Raw genomic sequence first — 18,856 nt, 5'->3', positions numbered from 1 at the left:
CGCATCATTATGATGCGCCCTTTTTTTATAACTAATACGCAACCAGCTTGCTTTGTAGAAAAAAAACCCGCATCAAAAAAGATACGGGGTTTCATATTTCTGTATACGTAGAATGTATTCACATTCTCAACGCATTCCTGGCAGCTGACAGGCTAGGAAGCTTTTGTACCAGCAGGTACTTCACCGGAAGCAGTAAGCATTTCCATTCCGTCAGCAGTCTTCAGCGCGAGCATCATGCCATGTGACTCAAGCCCACGGATTTTACGTGGCTTCAAGTTAGCTACAACTACAACCTGACGACCAAGAAGATCTTCAGCGGTAAAATGCTCTTTCAAGCCGGCAAGAATCTGACGCGGTTTTTCTTCACCAAGATCGACTTCACAACGGAACAGGCGGTCAGCTTTTGGATGGTCTTCCACAACAAGTACCTTGCCTACGCGCAGATCAACTTTTGTAAAATCATCAAACTCGATAGGTGCTGCTGCTTCCTGAACTGGAGCAGCAGCTTTTTTCGCTGCAGCTGCTGCTGCCTTAGTTGCTTCTTCAATCTCTTTACGAAGCTTGTCGATATCGATACGCGGGAACAGGTTAGAACCTGGAGCAATTTCAATTCCCACAGGTAATGTTCCCCAAGCTTCAACTTCCGCAGGAAGATTTGCTTTTACAGGATCAAACTCAACTCCAAGCTGCGCAACAAGCTTCTCAGCGGATTTAGGCATTACCGGCCACAAATGAATTGCTACTTTACGCATGCACTCAAGCATAGTGTACATAACAGTACCAAGACGGGCTGTGTCGCCTTCTTTAGCAAGTGTCCAAGGCTGGCTTGAATCTACGTACTTATTCAACGCACGTACCAGTTCCCACAGGGATTCAATGCCGTATGAGAAGCGCACGTTGTCAAAAAGCTGCTGGAAGTTCTTACAAGAGTTAGATGCAAGTTCACGCAGCTCCATATCTGCTTCAGTGTACTCGGCAGGCTGCGGAACAACGCCGCCAAAGTACTTTTTAACCATGGAAAGCACACGACTGAACAGGTTGCCGAGATCGTTAGCAAGTTCTGCGTTCTGACGCATAGCCAGAGCTTCTTCAGAGAAGCTTGCATCATTACCAAAATGCATGTCGCGCAGAAGGAAGAAACGGAACGTGTCGTTACCGTACTTCTTCGCCATATCAAGCGGAGCTACAACGTTACCAAGAGATTTGGACATCTTGGTATCATTCACAAGCCAGTAGCCGTGCACATTAAGGTTGTTATACGGCTCAAATCCGGCTGCTTTAAGCATGGTAGGCCAGAAAATTGCGTGCGGTTTAAGGATATCTTTTGCCACAATGTGCTGCACTCCAGGCCAGAACTTTTTAAAATTCTCACCTTCAGGATAATCCAGAGCAGACACGTAGTTCAGCAGTGCATCAAACCATACGTACGTAACAAAATTATTGTCGAACGGAAGCTCTACGCCCCACTCAAGACGAGATTTCGGACGTGAAATACAAAGGTCTTCCAGTTCGCCGCTATCAAGCAGAGAAAGCACTTCTTTGCGGTAGCGCTCAGGGCGGATGAACTCAGGATTATCGAGAATATGCTGTTTCAGCCATTCCTGATACTTAGACATTTTAAAGAAGTAGTTCTTCTCTGCAATGTACTCAGGTTTGGTCTGGTGCTGCGGGCACAGGCCGTCTTCCAGTTCCTTTTCTGTGTAGAAACGCTCACAACCGTAGCAGTAATGTCCGCCATATTCACCAAAGTAAATGTCACCGGAGTCATATACTTTCTGCAATACGTCCTGCACAACTTTCTTATGAGCAGAGTCTGTTGTGCGAATAAAGTGATCGTTGCAAATGCCCAGTTCAGGCCAGAGATCTTTAAAAAGCTGGCTGATTTGATCTACGTATTCCTGTGGAGTACATTTATTTTTTTCAGCAGCCTGAACGATTTTGTCGCCGTGTTCGTCTGTACCGGTGAGGAAAAAAGTTTCTTTCCCCATCATCTGCTGGAAGCGCTTCATGGTATCAGCGATGATTGTTGTATAGGCGTGTCCAAGATGCGGCTTCGCATTCACATAGTAAATCGGAGTCGTAATATAAAAGCGTTCCAAGAGAATCTCCCGACGGCTTCGCCCGCTGGATACGGGCGCTGGATTCTTTGTTGTATTTTACGGCTGCATACATGCGCATGCAGCAGCCACTCATTCTATCTTCATCGTTGAGAAAGACTCCATTGCATGCTGCAATGAAGTCTTTCTCAACGAAATGTTCTTTTTAGCCTTGAAGATTACTCTTCAGATTTCGGTTTACGCTTACGTTTGCGTTTACCTCGGCTTGTACGTTTTACAGGCTCTGCGCTCTTTACACCAGGCTTGCGGATTAACTGTTCACGCAGAGTTTCCACGTCAACGCCCTCGGCCTCTGCACGAGCTTCAAGCTCTTTTTCCATCTCGGCACGACGTGCTTCTTCTTCCTCTGCTTCGCGCTCTTCCTGCTCTTTACGAGCAGCATCTTCAGCAGCCTTTTTCGCAGCAGCGCGTGCAGCATCTTGAAGCGCCTGATCAGGACGTGTAGCCTTCATTTCCGCCCACTCCTCAAGTGTCACTTCCATCTCTTCGTTAAACTCAGTAAGGAGGGAAACACTGTTGCGGAACATATTGGCACGGAGCACCTTAACGGAACCATCTTCCGTAAAATACTTTTTACCAAGCTTAGGGCAGGCACGATGGAATTCTTCGTAGTTCTGCTGCTCGTAGGAAAGACAGCAAAGCAGTCTACCGCAGATGCCGGAAATTTTAGCAGGGTTAAGGAACAAGTTCTGCTCTTTTGCCATCTTGATAGTTACCGGAGCAAACTTTCGTAAAAATCTGCGACAGCAGCATACCATACCGCAGTTCCCTACAGCACCTACCATCTGCGTTTCATGACGTACACCAATCTGGCGTAACTCGATACGTGTGCGGTAATTTTTAACAAGATCTTTTACAAGTTCTCTAAAATCAATCCGGTTAGGAGCAGTGAAATAGAAGATGATCTTGCTACGGTCAAAAAAGACTTCGACATCAACAAGCTTCATATCAAGCTTACGCTGACGCACACAATCAAGACAATACTGAAATGCTTCTCTGGAAAGCCCTTCGTTTTCCTGATGACGAACTAAATCTTCATTTTCTGCAAGTCTGCTGACCTGTTTTAACTCATCACTCTCTGCATCTGCCGGTACATCGTCGCGCAAAACAACGACTTCACCAAGTCCCTGTCCTTGATCGACGACGACCCAGTCCCCCATCGAGACTTCCAGATCTTTTATTTCAAAATAATATATGTTCCCGTATTCACGGAACTTAACACCAGCTATTGATGACATGGCGATCCACTCTTGGCGCTGCAGCCCGGCAGCACGTATATGTTATATGCTGTCCCCTTACAAAGGCTCAGCATCTATTTATTGATAAGAACATTTTCTTTTCGGCTTTATTGGCGCTCGTGTCAACAAATCGAATATATGGTTGTGTTCTGGCGCATTCATGTTTATGAAAAAATCGTTCGCATGATTATGTAAATGTATTTCAGGAGAATAAAAATGATTGATCGTGATAGCGCTTTTCAACTGCTGGAGACGCAAAATCCGGAACCTCATCTTTTACACCATGCCATGCAAACAGAAGCGGTTATGACCGCTCTTGCACGTCACTTCGGTGAAGATGAAAACCTCTGGTCCATCACCGGCCTGTTGCACGATCTTGACTTTCCCATCACAAAGGAAATACCTGAGGAACATGGAAAGCAATCTGTTGAACTACTCAAAGGAAAGCTTCCAGAAATAGCACTGAATGCTATTCTTGCCCATAATTCGGAATTCACGAATCATAAACCCACCACAAAACTCGATCTGGCACTTCGCTGTGCTGAAACAGTTACCGGCCTTATTGCCACGAATGCGCTTGTTCGACCAAACGGCATGGAAGGCATGAAACCTAAAAGCTTAAAAAAGAAAATGAAAGACAAAGCGTTTGCTGCGTCTGTCAGTCGTGACCGAATTAGAGAGTGCGAGAAACTGGACTTGGATCTGGGACAGTTTTTCCAACTGGCCATTGAATCCATAACTCCCATAGCTGACTCCGTAGGATTAGCTAAACGTACATAGCATAAGGATTCACAATCATGAAACTTTCTTTTGTTATTGTAACAAATAACACTAGTAAATTCATCGGGCGCTGCCTCGATTCTATTAAGCAGACTATTGATAACCAGACCGCAGGAAAGTTTGATGCAGAAGTTATTGTTGTAGACAACGCTTCTTCTGATGACAGCGGTAGTATTGCAAAAACAGCTCTTCCAGAGATTCAGCTTATCCAGAACTCTGACAATAAAGGCTACGCAGCTGCAGCCAACCAAGCAGTTGAACGCGCAACAGGGGATCTTATTATTTTTGTCGATCCTCGTGTTGAAGTGCTCGCAGGCTCCATCCGTCGCCTCATGGATCAGTTTGCCACCAACGCAGCATGTGCTGTTGCTGGCGGCAAGGTAGTCGGAACTGACAACCTTGGTTTAAAGACACCTGACCGCCTTCCGGGACTTGTGGCAAACTTCAAACGCATGTTCGGCTGTACGTGTTCCAAAACACGTAACGCAGATCAGCCAATGAAAGTATCATTTGTTCCTTTCACTTTTGCCGCTGTGCGTCGTGATATTATTGCCAAACTCGGACAGCTTGATGAGCGTTTTTACGCAGGTCTTGCTGATGCTGACTTCTGCCGCCGCGTAGGTAAGTCACTCAACCCTTCCTACGATATCTACTTCGTTCCGCAGGCAACTGCACGTGTGCTTGATAAGTTTTCCATGCAGTGTGAATGCTCAGACTACGCACTGAATGGTTCCAGCGTTATTAAAGCACGTACACGTAGCGAACAGATGTACTTCTGGAAGCACTATTGCCCTCTTACTGCCCTGTTCTTCGGTGGCATGGACATGCTCGTGTTTGCTATCCGCTACCTTGCCTACCTTATTCCGGGCATCGGTTCTAAAGACAAGCGCGGCTACGCATGCAGCGTATTTTGCGAATCCGCAAAAGCTATGCTTGCAACCCAGCTTGGTACCCAGTTTCCAGCTGAATAATCTATCGCTACATCGTTTATGACGATATAATAAAAAAGGGATGCACCCGCACAGGTGCATCCCTTTTTTATTTGAGTAACAATAGCCGCTGTATTCTTTACACTTTGCACTGGTACTCTCAGAGAACTTACTGCTAGTATACCCATAACGACCATAACCAATGACAACTGGAGAAAATATGCTTCAAATACAAGCTCGCGGCAGTGGTGCAGCCATTGATGACCAGACATTTTCTGAAGTTTTAGGCACAGTTCCTGTCCCTAAAGGGCATGAGGTTCTTATCAAAGTGTCGGCAGCTTCCATTAATCCTGTTGATACCAAAATGCGCATGCGCACACCCTCGACAGAACACATTACTCCCGGTCTGGACACATGCGGAATTATTGCAGAGCTGGGTGATGAGGTACGCAGTTTCAATAAAGGAGATCGGGTCTACTTTATGGGGCAGCCCAAATATTCCGGTTCCTTTGCCCAGTATCAGCTTGCTGACGCAAGAACAATCGCTCTAGCACCTGACCTATGCTCCGATGCTGAAGCCGCAACCCTTCCCGTTGCAGCTTTTACTGCATACGACGCGATATTTACCCGTCTGGGATACATCGCCTCAGCCAATGCTAATACCGAATGCACCATACTCATCATCGGCGGTGCAGGTGGTGTAGGCTCAATGGCTATTCAACTGGCAAAATGGGCGGGATTAACCGTTATTGCAACAGCCTCCCGTGATGAAACAGCAGAGTGGTGCAAAGATCTTGGGGCAGACCATGTTATCAACCACCATCATGATATGACGGAACAGATACGAAATATCGATATGCATTGGATGCACTCTATCTTCTGCACTACTCATTTAAGCAAACACTGGGCAACCATGGCAGCGCTTATACGTCCACAAGGTTCTGTCGTTCTTATTGATGACCCTGAAGAACCATTAGATATTCGTATGTTCAAAACAAAATCCGTAAATCTATGCTGGGAATATGCGTTGGTACGCACAATGTATGACACTTCTGACGTGCACATGCAGGGATTCATTCTCGCAAAGATAGCACAGCTGGTGGACACATTACAGGTTCGCTCCCCACTGACTGAAACCTATTATGGCCTGACAGTAAAGAATGTTCAGAAAGCCCATGTGCTTCAAGAATCGGGAAAAATGGTAGGCAAACAGGCAATTGTTATCGGGGAGTAACTATTACCTTGCGAACCGCTCCTGCACCCCCATGAATATGTGCCAGAGGACAGGCACAATAAAGAGTGTAAGGAGTGTCGCTGTACACAGTCCTGTTACGAAGGTTGCGGCCATCGTTCCCCAGTTTAGGGAGTAGTATGGAATTCCGACAGCCATCGGTAGCAGCCCAAGGGTTGTCGTCAGGGTTGTAAGTAGAATCGGGCGTAGCCGCATGCGCACACCTTCATACACAGCTTCATCCCTGTGCATACCGCCACGGCTTAAATTATTCAAAAAAGCAATGAGCACCAAGGAGTCGTTAACCACAACCCCTGTTACTCCTATCGTTGCTATAAAACTGTTTATCGTAAATAACGTACGGGTAAGAAACACCCCATACACAACACCAATGAGGGCAAATACCACAGCTGAAAGAATAATGAATGGCTGGACATAGGAGTTAAACTGTGTTGCGAGAATCACGTAAATGATGAGCACCGCAATAAGAAAAGCAAACATAAGGGATGAGTACGACTTTTGTGTAGACTCGTATTCACCTGCAAAGTTCAACGTTGCTCCAGGGTATTTTGTGCGAATAGTTGAATAATACTTCAGCACCTCTTTTACAATATACGCTGGAGAGTAAGAGGAACCGGTTTTCAAGTTTGCAGAGAGCGTTATGGCGCGTTCCCCCTGAAATCGATTGTATTGTCCCGGCTCGGTGTATGCCTCTATTTTAACGATATCTTCCAGACGAATCGGCCCTCTGCTTTCTTCCATAACAGGAATAGACATGGCGTCCACCGGGGTTTGCAAATATCGTCCGTCTATTTTTAGTCGTAAATCGATATCTTCATCGTCTGCCCTGAACTCCCCTACCAGCGAACCATCCAGTATCGACCCTGCAACCCGGGCGACATAACGTGGAGTAAGCTCGTATTGCGCCACCCGTGTTTCATCAGGCACAAAGCGTATAATTCTATTGGGATATCCAGTGTCAGGTCGTAAATCCACGAGGTATTCGGAAAACGTTTCGTTCGTTTTCAGAAAATTCCAGATATCCTGAGTCAACAAATCTACCTTTACTGTATCAATACCCATAATACGTATTGTAACATCCTTACCGGTAGGCGGTCCGTCCGATTCAGCTCGAACTCGAACCACCCAGTTATCTCCCCAATGCTTCTGTGCATAGGTAGTCATCTCAGTCCGCATCTTATCCAAGTGCGCAATGGGATCATTCATCGGATAGTCTTCAAACCTTCGGGATGTTATCTCAGGTAACTCAACATTGATAGTTCCATAGTTTGAGCCATAAACCTGCTCATAATCCTCATTTACATAAAATCCGGCAAACGCTGTTGCAGCACGCACAACTTCTTTTCCCTTGCCATCAATCACTACCGTCAGCTCTTTCAATCGGCGTGAAACCTCGCCCAACGATGTACCTGCCGGAGCCTCAACATTCACATAAAAAATATTGTAGTTATCTGGAAAAAACTTAATACGGAGCAACGGCAACGTACCGGAAACTGAGACTCCGAGGATAAATAATGCCCCAAGAAAGGCAATGAACACTCCCGCAAGACTTTTTGCCCTGTGTCTCATAAATATGCGCAGGACAGCAGTAGCGCCGTTTTTTAGCCGTATCATGAACTCCTGCTCTTGAGGCGGAGTATAGCCGTGTGCAAAACGCTTCGCCCCTGGCCAATCATAAAAGTGTAACGGAAGAATAAGCAGGCATTCAATCAACGATGCTGCAATAGCGAAACTGACTGCAATCGGAATTTGGGCAAAGAACTCACCAGTTGAACCAGACATGATAAGCATGGGGAGAAAAGCCGCCACGGTGGTAGAGGTGGCAGAAATAACAGGCACCGCAACTTCTGCGGCACCATCAACAACAGCGTCTTTTAACGGTTCGCCGAGTTGAATATGTCGATAAATATTTTCTATGACAACGATAGCGTCATCAACAATGATGCCTGCCACAAGGACAAAAGCAAACAGCGTAATTTCGTTAAGGGAATTTCCTGAAAGCTTCATAAAGATCATTGTCACAAGGAATGAAAACGGAATCCCCACAGTGGTTACCACCGCATTACGCAACCCCATAACAATCCAGATAATGACCAGAACCAGCGTAATTCCCACAAGCAAGTTAGAGCCCATTACATTCATGGATTCATTAATATAAATACGCTGATCTTGTGTAATAACTGGTGTTACTTTGTTGGCTGCTAACCGGTCCGTATGTTTTGCGACTATCGCTTCCACGGTATCACAAATAGCAATGGCGTTGCCCGTGCTCTGCTTCATTACGGCAATGGTAATACAATCCTTACCATTTACAGAGGTAATGACATGCGGGTCACGATATCCGTATTCGGCCGTTGTCATTACGTCACCCACACGCACAAACGACCCTTCATCGTCACGCCTCAGGATTACGTTTTCAATATCCTCCTGAGTCCTGAATCGTTCGTCCACCACCACTACATATTCAGATTCAGCAGTATCAAAGTCGCCAGCAGGTATGGAAACATTTGCATCGAGTAACGCTTTGCGCACCTGTTCCAGCGTTATCATGTAGCGATGCATTTTAGCTGGTGACAGGTTCACATGATACTCACGAGTGTATTCACCATTCAGCCGCACATCTTTCACACCGGGAATTCGGGCGAATTCATTTTTTAATTCTTCTGCGATAAGACTCAGTGCCCTGTTCGATCGGTCACCCACAAGAATTACATTCAACGCAGGCAGCCATTCATCAATAGCTATCTCTGTAAAGTCCGGCGGATCCATATCATCAGGTAAGTCATTTTGAATCGACAACACTTTGAAACGAAGCTCATCGTACAGTTTCTGGTAGTCTGAATCATCCACAAACTTTACAAGAATAGAGCTGCGTTCCCTGTATGATCGGGAGCGGATGTATTCAACCTGCTCCAGACTATCCAGTGCATCTTCAATCTCTCTGGTAACAAGCGATTCAACATCGGAAGGAGAGGCTCCCGGAAGGTATGCGCTTATATGTACTTTTCCCATTCGGACATATGGCATTCTGTCCACGGGGATAGTCAGGATGCTGACAACACCAAGTATCATGAGCACCAGAAAAGCCAGATTGACTAAGACCTTATGATGAAGAGTAAAAGCAATAATACTGCGCATACTGTTTCCCTAAAAACCAGTCTGCTTTGGTTTCATTAAAAAACGCTCACCCGCAGTTATATCTGGTGACCGTACACGCCTTGTTCCTTTTTTCTCACCTTTTCCCATAATAATTACAGGAACCTCTTCGCCATTCTCCCGTACAAGAAATGCTTCTTCATAGCCTTGTACCAATGCGCTGTCCGGTACCACTACAGCTCCCTTTTCTTCTGCCATCGGAAGATACAAATCTGCGCGTATCCCTCCACGTTTTTCAATAGGAAATTTATCGATGGCAAGGTCAACCTGAATTTTGCGCATACCCGGATCATAATCTGGAGAGATATGCTCTATACGCGCTGTTACCTTTTCACCAAGCTCCGGCAACTCAACTTCAATATTCTTCATTTTACGCAAGGTGATAAGCTCAGAAGGAGTCAAAGCCAATGGAATAAGCAGCACAGTAAAGTCACCCATTTTTGCCAGCACATCGCCGCTCTGCACCAGTTCCCCCGGCTCAATATACCGCTCAATAACTTTCCAGCCCTTGGGAGCAACAATGGAATGGCGTTTTTTATGCTCGCGCAAGATCATCTCTTCCACTTTCAATGCTTCTGTATTTTCCCGTCCTGATTCAAGGTCACGTTCAAGCGCATCCAATGTAGTCTGAGCAGCATGCTTTTTTTCGATTAGCGTTCGATATCGATTAGCTTCTTTCATGTAATACCGTACATCACTATCAATAGCCTGCTGTTTATCAAGGTTGCGTCGAATATCCAGATTAATAAACGTAGGATCAAGTTCTGCAAACACACCGTCTTCTTTAATGGCGTCACCCACATCTGCATGCACATTAATACAGCGGGCATTCTCTTCACTGGAAATCGTTATGACTTTTCGTGGTCTTGTGAACCCTGTCATACGTACAAAGCGCTTGGCGGGCTTTGCGACAAACGTTTTCTGGCTGTACGCTACCTCCACGTAAGCTAGAAGAATAATCCAGAGAAAAAAGAATACCTTGCGCCACATATATGCTCCTTGAACTTAGGCATGTGCTATGAGTACTCATGTCGTACCCGAGAATGGCAGCCCAGAACAACACTCTATAAGTAATTTCTTGTTATTTTTACTTATTTCAATTTACACGTCGATTATCTTCATCCTATCGGTGCGTTATTACCCATAAAAAAAGGGTGCCCTCCGGTATAGAGGACACCCTTTGCAATACAAATAAATACAGGTGACTATTTTTCAGCCATTGCTTTTCGCAATGCAAGCACGGTCGCAGTGATATCGTCAGCACCAACAATTTCAGAAACAATCGCACAACAGCGGGCACCATGCTTTGCCACATCCTGAATGTTATGCAGTTTGATACCACCAATAGCCACGTGCGGGATTGAGTGCTGACCAGTAACATACTCCAGATACTCGTAGCCCACAGGCGCGCACACATCTTTTTTGGTTTTTGTCGCAAAAATAGGCCCGACTCCGATGTAGTCTGCACCTGCTGCTATCGCCTGCTTGCACTCTTCAGGAGAGTGTGTGGAAAGGCCGATAATTTTATCCATGCCTACAAGCTGACGCACCTGCTGCACAGGAATATCTTCCTGCCCCACATGAACACCATCAGCATCGCACAGCATGGCGATGTCCACATGGTCATTCACAATAAATTTACAACCAGCCTGTTTTGTCATGGCTCGTATTTGCAGGCATTCCTCAAGCATTGCACCGGACTTTTTGTCCTTTTCACGGTACTGAAGCACCTTGATGCCAGCCTTAAGCATTGCATCCACAACTTCAATATTGGAGCGTCCGTTGGAAAGCCCTTCATCGGTCAACGCGTAGATATCGGTATCTAACACTTTTTGAAAATTCATACTATTTCCCCAGAATATGCGTTAGGACTACATCAGCCTGCATCGCGGCTGCCATGAGTACTTTGGGTGCCATTGGCGGACTATCTGCAATATCTGTTGTAAAATCGCCCACAAGCACAACATCATCACGAATCTGCCGCTTTTGCATATACGGCTCACCCCATCCTGCCATGCCGGAAGCAGAAACAAATAGACGGGGATCAGCCAGAAACTTTTCCGCCATCATCTTTTTCCCGTCCACACTGTCCAATGCTTCTATTATGATGTCACAATCAGCAAACAGGAGCGAAGCTGTTTCAGATGTTACCTGAGCATCGTGTACCGTAACATTCAAGGTGCTGTCTATGCGTAGCAGGTTTGTTCTGCAGGCTTCAACCTTCGAACAACCAGCCTGATCAGCAAAAAAGAACTGACGGTTCAAGTTGGAAAAATCCACTGTATCGTAATCAACAAGAACAAAATTACGCACACCGCTTCGAGCCAGCATAAAAGCACAGTTGGAACCAAGCCCGCCGCAACCGGCTATGCCTATGGTAACAGACGCCAGCTGCGCAAGTTGCTCCTGCGTAAGATAGCGGGATAATCCTTTCAGTAACGTCGAGCTACCTGTCATAGCAGAATCCTGAGGAGTTAAAACGGTTCCCAGTCCTTAAATACAGGCTGGAACCCTTTTGCTTCAATTGCCCTACACATTTCTTCAACACTGCGCGGATCAGAAATTTCAAACTGTTCCGTGCTGCTATCATCAGAAGTGTGCCCGCCCACAGCCGTGGTCACACCAGCAGACATTTTTGTCACACCCAGCGGCATCAAGTTATCGCGTAATGCTGCCGGTTCCCTTGTGGAAACCGTAATTCCTACACTTCGTAAGAAAATACGCTGAGCGAGCATAAGCTGGACTAAATTTCTGTCAGTCACGATGGATGCAGGTTCATACGCCCCGACATGTGGACGCATGCGCGGCAGGGAAATAGCAATGCTTGTGCCCGGGTACTTACGCTGTAAATATTCAGCATGCAGACCTGTGTAGAATGCATCACGCTGCCATACGGACTCAAGACCAAGCAATGCGCCCACATTTACAGTGCGCATGCCAGCTTCACAGCCACGCTCCGGTGCATCCAGTCTGAACGCGTAGTCACGTTTAGGCCCTTTCGGATGCAGCTCTTCATACAAGTCTTTATTGTATGTCTCCTGATAGATAGTCAGACCGTCCACACCGCGATCAATGAGGTACGCGTATTCATCCTGCGTCATAGCGTATACTTCTATGCTGATAGATGAAAAATACTCACTCAGGAGGGTTGCACAGCTACCGATATACTCGACAGTTGATTTTGCCGGAGCATCGCCGGTAAGAATAAGAATATGTTTGAGACCTGTGGCTGCAATAGCTTCTGCTTCTACTTTCAACTCCGCAGCTGAAAGCTGTGTGCGTTGAATTTTATTCGCAGTATTAAAGCCACAGTATACGCACTGGTTCGTACAGTAATTTGCAAGATACAGTGGAGTAAACAACTGGATGGTCTTACCGAAATGGCGCAAGGAAATATCGTTTGCCTTTTGCGCCATAGCCTCAAGCATTCCCTCCGCTGCTGGAGACAACAGGGTCAGGTAATCCTGAGGTGTCAATGAATGCTGTGCCAACACACGCTCGACGTCTGCCGGCTTCACAGCATCAAGATACGCTGCCATGTCCAGCGAATCATACTGCGAAAGCGTTTCGGAGAATCCCATACTACATACCGCCTAAAAAGCCGGTCAGTGGTGAAGATGCATCTGCGGTGCCACTAGATACTGCCGCTGTGCGGGCAAGGTATGCTGCGCGCCCTGCACGGACAGCATCACCAAATGCACGCCCCATAGCAACAGGGTCACCTGCTGCTGCAATGGCAGTGTTTACAAGACAAGCAGCTGCGCCCATCTCCATAGCTTCACATGCCTGTGAAGGCGCACCGATTCCCGCATCTACGATAATCGGCAAAGAAATTTCATCGATCAGAATACGAACCATTTCTTTGGTCTTCAGCCCGCGGTTACTGCCAATGGGCGCACCAAGAGGCATAACCGCAGCAGCTCCGGCATTCACGAGATCACGCGCAATGTACAAATCCGCATTCACATACGGCAGTACAACAAAACCTTCGCTTGCAAGAATCTCTGTTGCTTTTGCTGTTTCGTACCCATCCGGCAATAAGTATTTATTATCGGAGATAACTTCAATTTTAATCCAGTCACCACATCCGGCCGCGCGCGCCAAACGAGCAATTCGCACTGCTTCGTCAGCGTTACGCGCACCGGAAGTATTCGGCAACAGCTGCATGTGCTTGGGAATGTGCTGCATAACATTACCCGTAGCAGCGTTGACATCAACTCGTCGTAACGCAACTGTGATAACCTGAGATCCGGACGATGCACATACATCAGGAATGATTGTATCTGAGCCATATTTGCCGGTTCCGGTAAAAAGTCTGCTGGTCAGGCTGACTCCGCCGATAACCAATGCGTCGTTGTTGTTCGCTTCCATTAGCCCCCTCCTACGAATTGCAGGATTTCCAATACATCCCCGTCATTAAGTACGGTAGTTCCAAAATCATCAGCCTTCACAACGGTACGATTCAGTTCCACGACAACCGCTTTTACATCCACGCCGTTGCCCTGCAGGTAATCAAGCAGGGTTGTGTCGTCATTGCATTGTTGCATCTGACCATTTACAGTTAGCTGCATTGTAGGGTTCCTTTGCTGCTTTAATCGCATAAAAAAAGCTCACCCGAGGGTAAGCTTAGAATACGAGTTAAGTACTCAGCCTTCCTCCGGCGGTATAAACCGCGTCAGGTTCAAAGGGTCTGAACGATAAGTTCACTCTCAGCCCGAAGGCTCCCCCAGCTGTATGTAGACACACCCTGTATCTCATAAAACGACGTGCGTTTTATGCTACAGGCATAAAAAAAGCTTACCCCTTCGGATAAGCCCACTTACTGCACTTGAGTGCTAGCTTTCCTCCGGCGGTACAAACCACATCAGGTTCAAGGGTCAGAACTCCTACGCTCACTCTCAGCCCGAAGGCTCCCCTAGCTGTTTGAAATTTCTATAGTCAGATTTGCCATTTCTGTAAAGCTGTTTATGCAACCAGCATTTTTCTGTCTACCATAACACATTGCATTGGCTTATTATTATCTCCCTATTTTTCGTCATCATGAGTTTTCTTGTCGAGTGTTACTTTTTTAGATATCGTCACACCTAGTCGATATCCTAACTCAGACACTATTTTATAGTCCATCAACGACTATCGCAGGAGCCTCCATGCGTTTATCCATTTTCATCCCAGCACTCTTAATCGCGTGCTTCCTTTCCACGTCTGCCTTCGCCCATAGAGTAAATGTTTTTGCCTGGCTTGATGGCACAAACGTTCACACAGAATCTTATTTTTCTAGCGGAAAAAAAGCACAAGGAAGCACTGTCACGGCCACTGACAAAAAGACAGGTGATGTTATCGCAACCGGAAAAACGGATAACAACGGTACATGGTCGTTCACACTCACCGATGCACTCATTCAATCCAAAAGCCCGATTGTTATCTCACTTGATGCCGGACAAGGGCACGCAGGCTCATGGACCATTGAGGCAGAAGATTTTTCGTCAGTTCCACACACTGCTCAAACACCAAAAATAGATAAGGCAACACCAGTGGCTCCCTCCAGTTCCCCTTCTTCTAGCATAACGCTCACAAAAGCTGAGCTGGACACCATTGTGCGTAATGCTGTTAGAGAAGAAACTGCTCCATTAGCTGCGCAGCTTTCTAAACTGCATGCTGAAATTATGCAGCCCGAAACAAGCGCAAAAGATATTTTTGGTGGAATAGGATATATTTTGGGTCTCCTCGGACTTGCCGCGTTTATGCAGTACCGTAAAAAGCCTTAGCGCTATGAGGTAACTAAACCTAGCAGGTGTTCTGCTCCCATGTTGCTCTTCTTCCTTAAAAACACTATGACGCGGCAGACATCTTATGAAAAAGGAGCCCCGCATGGCTAAATCAAAAAAAGAACAACAGAAGATCAAAAAACGCATTGCTGCTATTAAACGCCGCAAAGCTTCTACTACTGATGACTTTTCCGATACCGTAATGAAGTTCTGTAAGCCGTTGCTAGCTGAATCTGAAAGCCTGAGCGGGGACGACAACGCAATCGGCCTTGGTGTATTTGCATGGAATGCCTCTTTTCTCCCTCGCGACCGATGGGAAGACGGCCTCCACCGCTCTCTTGAGCAATTTGATCTTACCGAGGACACAAAGACCACTCTGGTCGACATTGTTGAAGAAATGGTCAGACAAAAAGAAGTTATGTTCCCGAATGATCTACGAGTCATTACCGACTACAAAGTTCATGAAACAGAACAGGGACCAATGCTTACTGTAGATGCAAAGCTTGCTAAAAAGGCACTGCTCCCATCTTTCAAAGGTGTTCCATCCGAATAATTCTCTTGTATGTATACATAAAAGAAGCCCGCTGTTTCCAGCGGGCTTTTTTTATGTAAGAAGAACCGGTCTATTAATCTGGACCAGGGCAAGCTACGTTGCTCAATTCTTCAATCTTATTATTCTTAATACGCCAGTCACGAATGGCCTGCATGTCCATGAACATCTGGAACATCTGGAAGAATCCATGCCAGTGTGCATAGTCAGGACCGTTCATAGCTGCCCCCTGACGAGCACGACGACCTTCGTGGTGCCACAGGTAGTACATCATACGCTGGAAGCCGTCTTTCCAAGGATCATCACCAAGGAGCTTCTTATCAGCGAGCTCTTTCTTCATAGCCACTGCTTTATCCCAGTAGATATTGTAAAGCTCAACAGAAGCTTCAAGGGTATCCATTGTCGCATTGGTATGGAGCGTGGAGTGACAATTCTTGCAAACCATACGCATGCGTTTTCTGCCTTCTTCACCAGCTCCGCGAGTGCCTTCGCGGATTTCTGAACGCTTACTGTACAGCTTCCACTTCAGGCGAGTTTCAGGGTTGTGTGTAGTAGACAGTTCACCAATACCGCTCAAGTGACAAACCGCACATGTAGGTGCATCGTAATCACCCGGCTCCCAAGTATCCGGAGCTGCGGTAAAGTTCCAGCTTTCGCCGTGCGCTGCATATACCTGTCCGTGTTTGGACTGGTCATAAATCTCAATGTTCGGATGGTCTGGACCGAGGTGACATGTACCACATGACTCAGGTTTACGTGCTTCAGCAATTGAGAACATATGACGTGTATGACATACTGAACAGTTACCTACTGAACCATCAGGATATCTCTGTCCAGGACCACCTGGCCATGTCATGTTGATAGGTTTATTATCTGCGCCAAGCTCAATGATGGTACCATGACACATCTGACAACCGGAAGCACGAGGTGCCATAGCCGCCTTGCTATTACGGTCAACACCTGCAAACTCGAGCCCTTCATAGTAGTACATCAATTTGGCAAAGGTCGGGTTGTTCATTACAGGCTCAGATGCAGGCTTAGCATGTGAGCTTTCAAGGAACTGTGCCACTTCAACAGGGTGACAACGGGAACAAGTTTTTGAAGAAACCATAGGGCTCATGTAAATATTTGTTCCGCGCACCCCTTCACACTGACTGGCCATCGGGGATGTTTTTTCAACAACATGACAGTCATAACAGGAGACCTGTGCATGTGCCATGCGGCCATTTCTCCAGCTATCTACGATCCCAGGAGTTTTTTTAGAGTGACACTCAATACATTTCTTGGCCTCTTCAGAAAAACCACGCTGTACAAGAATCTGCTTATGGAGACCTCCAATCGTTGCATCGCCTTGTGACATGGCCTTTGGTGCTTTCTGCTGCATCTTCTCCTCAGCTGCGGCAATACCCGCACCAAACATGCAACAGATCACCATTGTGAGTAGAATTACCAACGTCCTCCGTATGTTCATTCCTTTTCCTCCACACACGTTCAGGTTTCCATTCGTACTATTCGCTATGAATCCCTGTTGAAGTACTTGTTCACGTAGTACATCATGTCTTTATGTCCCACATTTTCATGGCACTTTACGCATCTGAGCTTATTCTCTTTTCTCAGATACTCGCGGTGCGCCAGAATTGCCTTGATGCCCATTTTCGGCGCCTGCAATCTGGTATGACACTTCCGACATGAATTATCATACGTATAATTTTCACGGTCAGCCCGATTTGCTCCCCAATCATGGGTATAGGGGTCTATGATCATATTCATGATGACATCATGTGTACCGGTATAGGCTTTGGCTACGACATACTCTACAAGAGTGCCATGTGGCAGATGACAGTCTACGCACTGAGCAACCACCCCTTGAGGGTTATTCCCCCCGTGAGGTGAGGCAAGCCATGCCTGCCTGAACGGCTTCATTACGTGGCACGTCACACAAAACTGATCTGTATTCGTCAAAGCAATCATGTGGCCAGAAGCCAACACAAGAACGATGGTCAATACAAAACCGGCTACACCCCCTATTAACAATAGCTTTTTTCGCTTTCTCCTATCGTTGCGATGAGGCATAAACCTCCCCTTTGCCAATATTTAAAAGGGTGAACTCTAGACAATTGATAAATACTACCACGTTAAGACAGTATACGAATGATATTTTGCACATACTTTCCGTGAAAATACGTATAGACACTGACAACTGCCCTGAACTTCGAGCAATGCGCACTATGAGTTTTTTACAGCACGCAATCAGCGGACATAAAAAAAGCTCCGCTGGTATCAGCGGAGCTTGCTTGCAATCAAATCAATTTTCTACGTGGTCACATTAAACACCATATGAAAATATAGCGTTGCTTGTGACTACTTTTTTCTCTGTGGTTATACCGGAATTACTTATCTCAATCCAATTTGAAGATTCAGTCTACAACAGCGTACTATTTTTTTATTCTTGTTCAAACACAAGTTCCTGTTCTACCTGTCTGGCGGGACGGATATAGTACCGGTAGTACCCAACCACATTGCTCATAAAGAAAAATGACTCCAACGCAATTGCAGATGGTGACCAGACAACAATGTTATGGAATATCCACAACCCTGCACCAATAAATGTCAATTCACGCAGACGCTTATCAGTTTTAGAAAATGCCGCAATAGTCAAAACAAACGTAGCACCAAAACTAAGAACGCTAATGAGGCCCGCAAATGTCCACCAAGTACCCAGCACAGCAACTATACAAAAAAAGTACATCCAACGTCGGTCTGTTGTATACCCGCTGACGGCGTATCGTACACCGGAGATCCCCATCAGTACGGTAGCTGTCCATTGTTCAAGAAGAAGAAAGTGTACTGCCACAAAAAAACATGCAGCAGCAATTGAGTGCAGAATATATTTTCTATTCTTGAATTGAAAAGAAAGGATATCGAAAATTAGAGCAACACCGACTAGTAACTGCGAAATGATAAATACTGACATTGCAAACCATCATCAAACATTTAGTGTTTTTTCTATAAAACTCTGTAAAAAGAATATTACACAGCTTAATCACGCCATACTTAAACACTGTTCAT

At 46.1% G+C, this 18,856-nt stretch carries 17 protein-coding genes and 2 riboswitches; of the genes, 5 read left to right on the top strand and 12 right to left on the bottom strand.

Features of this window, described 5'->3' with window-relative positions; all coding sequences use genetic code 11:
- Positions 1-152: 152 nt before the first annotated feature.
- Both metG and SP90_RS00325 read right to left on the bottom strand, forming a co-directional pair.
- Complete coding sequence (gene metG / locus SP90_RS00330; protein WP_066851416.1) at positions 153-2,099, bottom strand: methionine--tRNA ligase; 1,947 nt, start codon at positions 2,097-2,099, stop codon at positions 153-155.
- Positions 2,100-2,275: 176 nt separating this feature from the next.
- The gene (locus tag SP90_RS00325; RefSeq protein ID WP_066851414.1) at positions 2,276-3,355 is read right to left on the bottom strand and encodes a PSP1 domain-containing protein; all 1,080 of its coding nucleotides are present in this window, start codon (positions 3,353-3,355) and stop codon (positions 2,276-2,278) included.
- Positions 3,356-3,571: 216 nt separating this feature from the next.
- On the opposite strand from SP90_RS00325, the gene SP90_RS00320 reads away from it, so the two are divergent.
- The 3 genes from SP90_RS00320 to SP90_RS00310 all read left to right on the top strand — a co-directional run bounded on the left by SP90_RS00320 (position 3,572) and on the right by SP90_RS00310 (position 6,298).
- Positions 3,572-4,135 (top strand): HDIG domain-containing metalloprotein, encoded by a 564-nt coding sequence (locus SP90_RS00320; protein WP_066851412.1) that lies wholly within the window; start codon positions 3,572-3,574, stop codon positions 4,133-4,135.
- Positions 4,136-4,152: 17 nt separating this feature from the next.
- The gene (locus SP90_RS00315; RefSeq protein WP_066851410.1) at positions 4,153-5,106 is read left to right on the top strand and encodes a glycosyltransferase; all 954 of its coding nucleotides are present in this window, start codon (positions 4,153-4,155) and stop codon (positions 5,104-5,106) included.
- Positions 5,107-5,284: 178 nt separating this feature from the next.
- Positions 5,285-6,298: a zinc-binding alcohol dehydrogenase family protein gene (locus tag SP90_RS00310; protein WP_066851408.1), complete on the top strand. Its 1,014-nt coding sequence runs from the start codon at positions 5,285-5,287 to the stop codon at positions 6,296-6,298.
- A 3-nt stretch (positions 6,299-6,301) separates the two neighbouring features.
- Here SP90_RS00310 and SP90_RS00305 read toward each other — a convergent pair whose 3' ends face one another.
- From SP90_RS00305 to thiS, 7 genes are all read right to left on the bottom strand, one after another.
- Positions 6,302-9,454: an efflux RND transporter permease subunit gene (locus tag SP90_RS00305; protein WP_066851406.1), complete on the bottom strand. Its 3,153-nt coding sequence runs from the start codon at positions 9,452-9,454 to the stop codon at positions 6,302-6,304.
- Between the two features lie 9 nt (positions 9,455-9,463).
- Positions 9,464-10,462, bottom strand: coding sequence for an efflux RND transporter periplasmic adaptor subunit (locus SP90_RS00300; RefSeq protein WP_066851404.1), 999 nt, complete (start codon positions 10,460-10,462; stop codon positions 9,464-9,466).
- Positions 10,463-10,677: 215 nt separating this feature from the next.
- Positions 10,678-11,316, bottom strand: a complete 639-nt coding sequence (gene thiE / locus SP90_RS00295) for a thiamine phosphate synthase (RefSeq protein ID WP_066851402.1) — start codon at positions 11,314-11,316, stop codon at positions 10,678-10,680.
- A 1-nt stretch (position 11,317) separates the two neighbouring features.
- Positions 11,318-11,929 carry a sulfur carrier protein ThiS adenylyltransferase ThiF gene (gene thiF, locus SP90_RS00290; protein ID WP_066851400.1) on the bottom strand — a complete coding sequence of 204 codons (612 nt, stop codon included), beginning with the start codon at positions 11,927-11,929 and terminating at the stop codon, positions 11,318-11,320.
- A 17-nt stretch (positions 11,930-11,946) separates the two neighbouring features.
- Positions 11,947-13,053 (bottom strand): 2-iminoacetate synthase ThiH, encoded by a 1,107-nt coding sequence (gene thiH, locus SP90_RS00285; protein WP_066851398.1) that lies wholly within the window; start codon positions 13,051-13,053, stop codon positions 11,947-11,949.
- 1 nt (position 13,054) lies between these two features.
- On the bottom strand, positions 13,055-13,843 hold the full coding sequence (locus tag SP90_RS00280) for a thiazole synthase (protein WP_066851396.1): 789 nt from the start codon (positions 13,841-13,843) through the stop codon (positions 13,055-13,057).
- Entirely contained in the window at positions 13,843-14,043 is a 201-nt protein-coding gene (thiS, locus tag SP90_RS00275; protein WP_066851394.1) for a sulfur carrier protein ThiS, read from the bottom strand. The genes SP90_RS00280 and thiS overlap by 1 nt, the downstream gene beginning before the upstream one ends.
- Positions 14,044-14,107: 64 nt before the next feature.
- A riboswitch (TPP riboswitch) is annotated at positions 14,108-14,210 on the bottom strand.
- 86 nt (positions 14,211-14,296) lie between these two features.
- A riboswitch (TPP riboswitch) is annotated at positions 14,297-14,399 on the bottom strand.
- Between the two features lie 220 nt (positions 14,400-14,619).
- Between thiS and SP90_RS00270 the strand changes: the two genes are divergently transcribed.
- Positions 14,620-15,237: a hypothetical protein gene (locus SP90_RS00270; RefSeq protein ID WP_066851392.1), complete on the top strand. Its 618-nt coding sequence runs from the start codon at positions 14,620-14,622 to the stop codon at positions 15,235-15,237.
- A gap of 103 nt (positions 15,238-15,340) precedes the next feature.
- The gene (locus SP90_RS00265) at positions 15,341-15,790 is read left to right on the top strand and encodes a hypothetical protein (protein ID WP_066851387.1); all 450 of its coding nucleotides are present in this window, start codon (positions 15,341-15,343) and stop codon (positions 15,788-15,790) included.
- Between the two features lie 73 nt (positions 15,791-15,863).
- Here the strand turns inward: SP90_RS00265 and SP90_RS00260 are convergent, their stop codons facing one another.
- From SP90_RS00260 to SP90_RS00250, 3 genes are all read right to left on the bottom strand, one after another.
- Positions 15,864-17,258, bottom strand: a complete 1,395-nt coding sequence (locus tag SP90_RS00260) for a multiheme c-type cytochrome (RefSeq protein WP_066851385.1) — start codon at positions 17,256-17,258, stop codon at positions 15,864-15,866.
- A 44-nt stretch (positions 17,259-17,302) separates the two neighbouring features.
- Positions 17,303-17,860 (bottom strand): cytochrome c3 family protein, encoded by a 558-nt coding sequence (locus tag SP90_RS00255; protein WP_066851383.1) that lies wholly within the window; start codon positions 17,858-17,860, stop codon positions 17,303-17,305.
- A gap of 370 nt (positions 17,861-18,230) precedes the next feature.
- Positions 18,231-18,761 (bottom strand): YgjV family protein, encoded by a 531-nt coding sequence (locus SP90_RS00250; RefSeq protein WP_066851382.1) that lies wholly within the window; start codon positions 18,759-18,761, stop codon positions 18,231-18,233.
- Positions 18,762-18,856: the final 95 nt, after the last annotated feature.

Source organism: Halodesulfovibrio spirochaetisodalis (genome assembly GCF_001672295.1).
Lineage (GTDB): Bacteria > Desulfobacterota > Desulfovibrionia > Desulfovibrionales > Desulfovibrionaceae > Halodesulfovibrio > Halodesulfovibrio spirochaetisodalis.
This window is presented reverse-complemented; position numbering and strand designations above follow the sequence as displayed.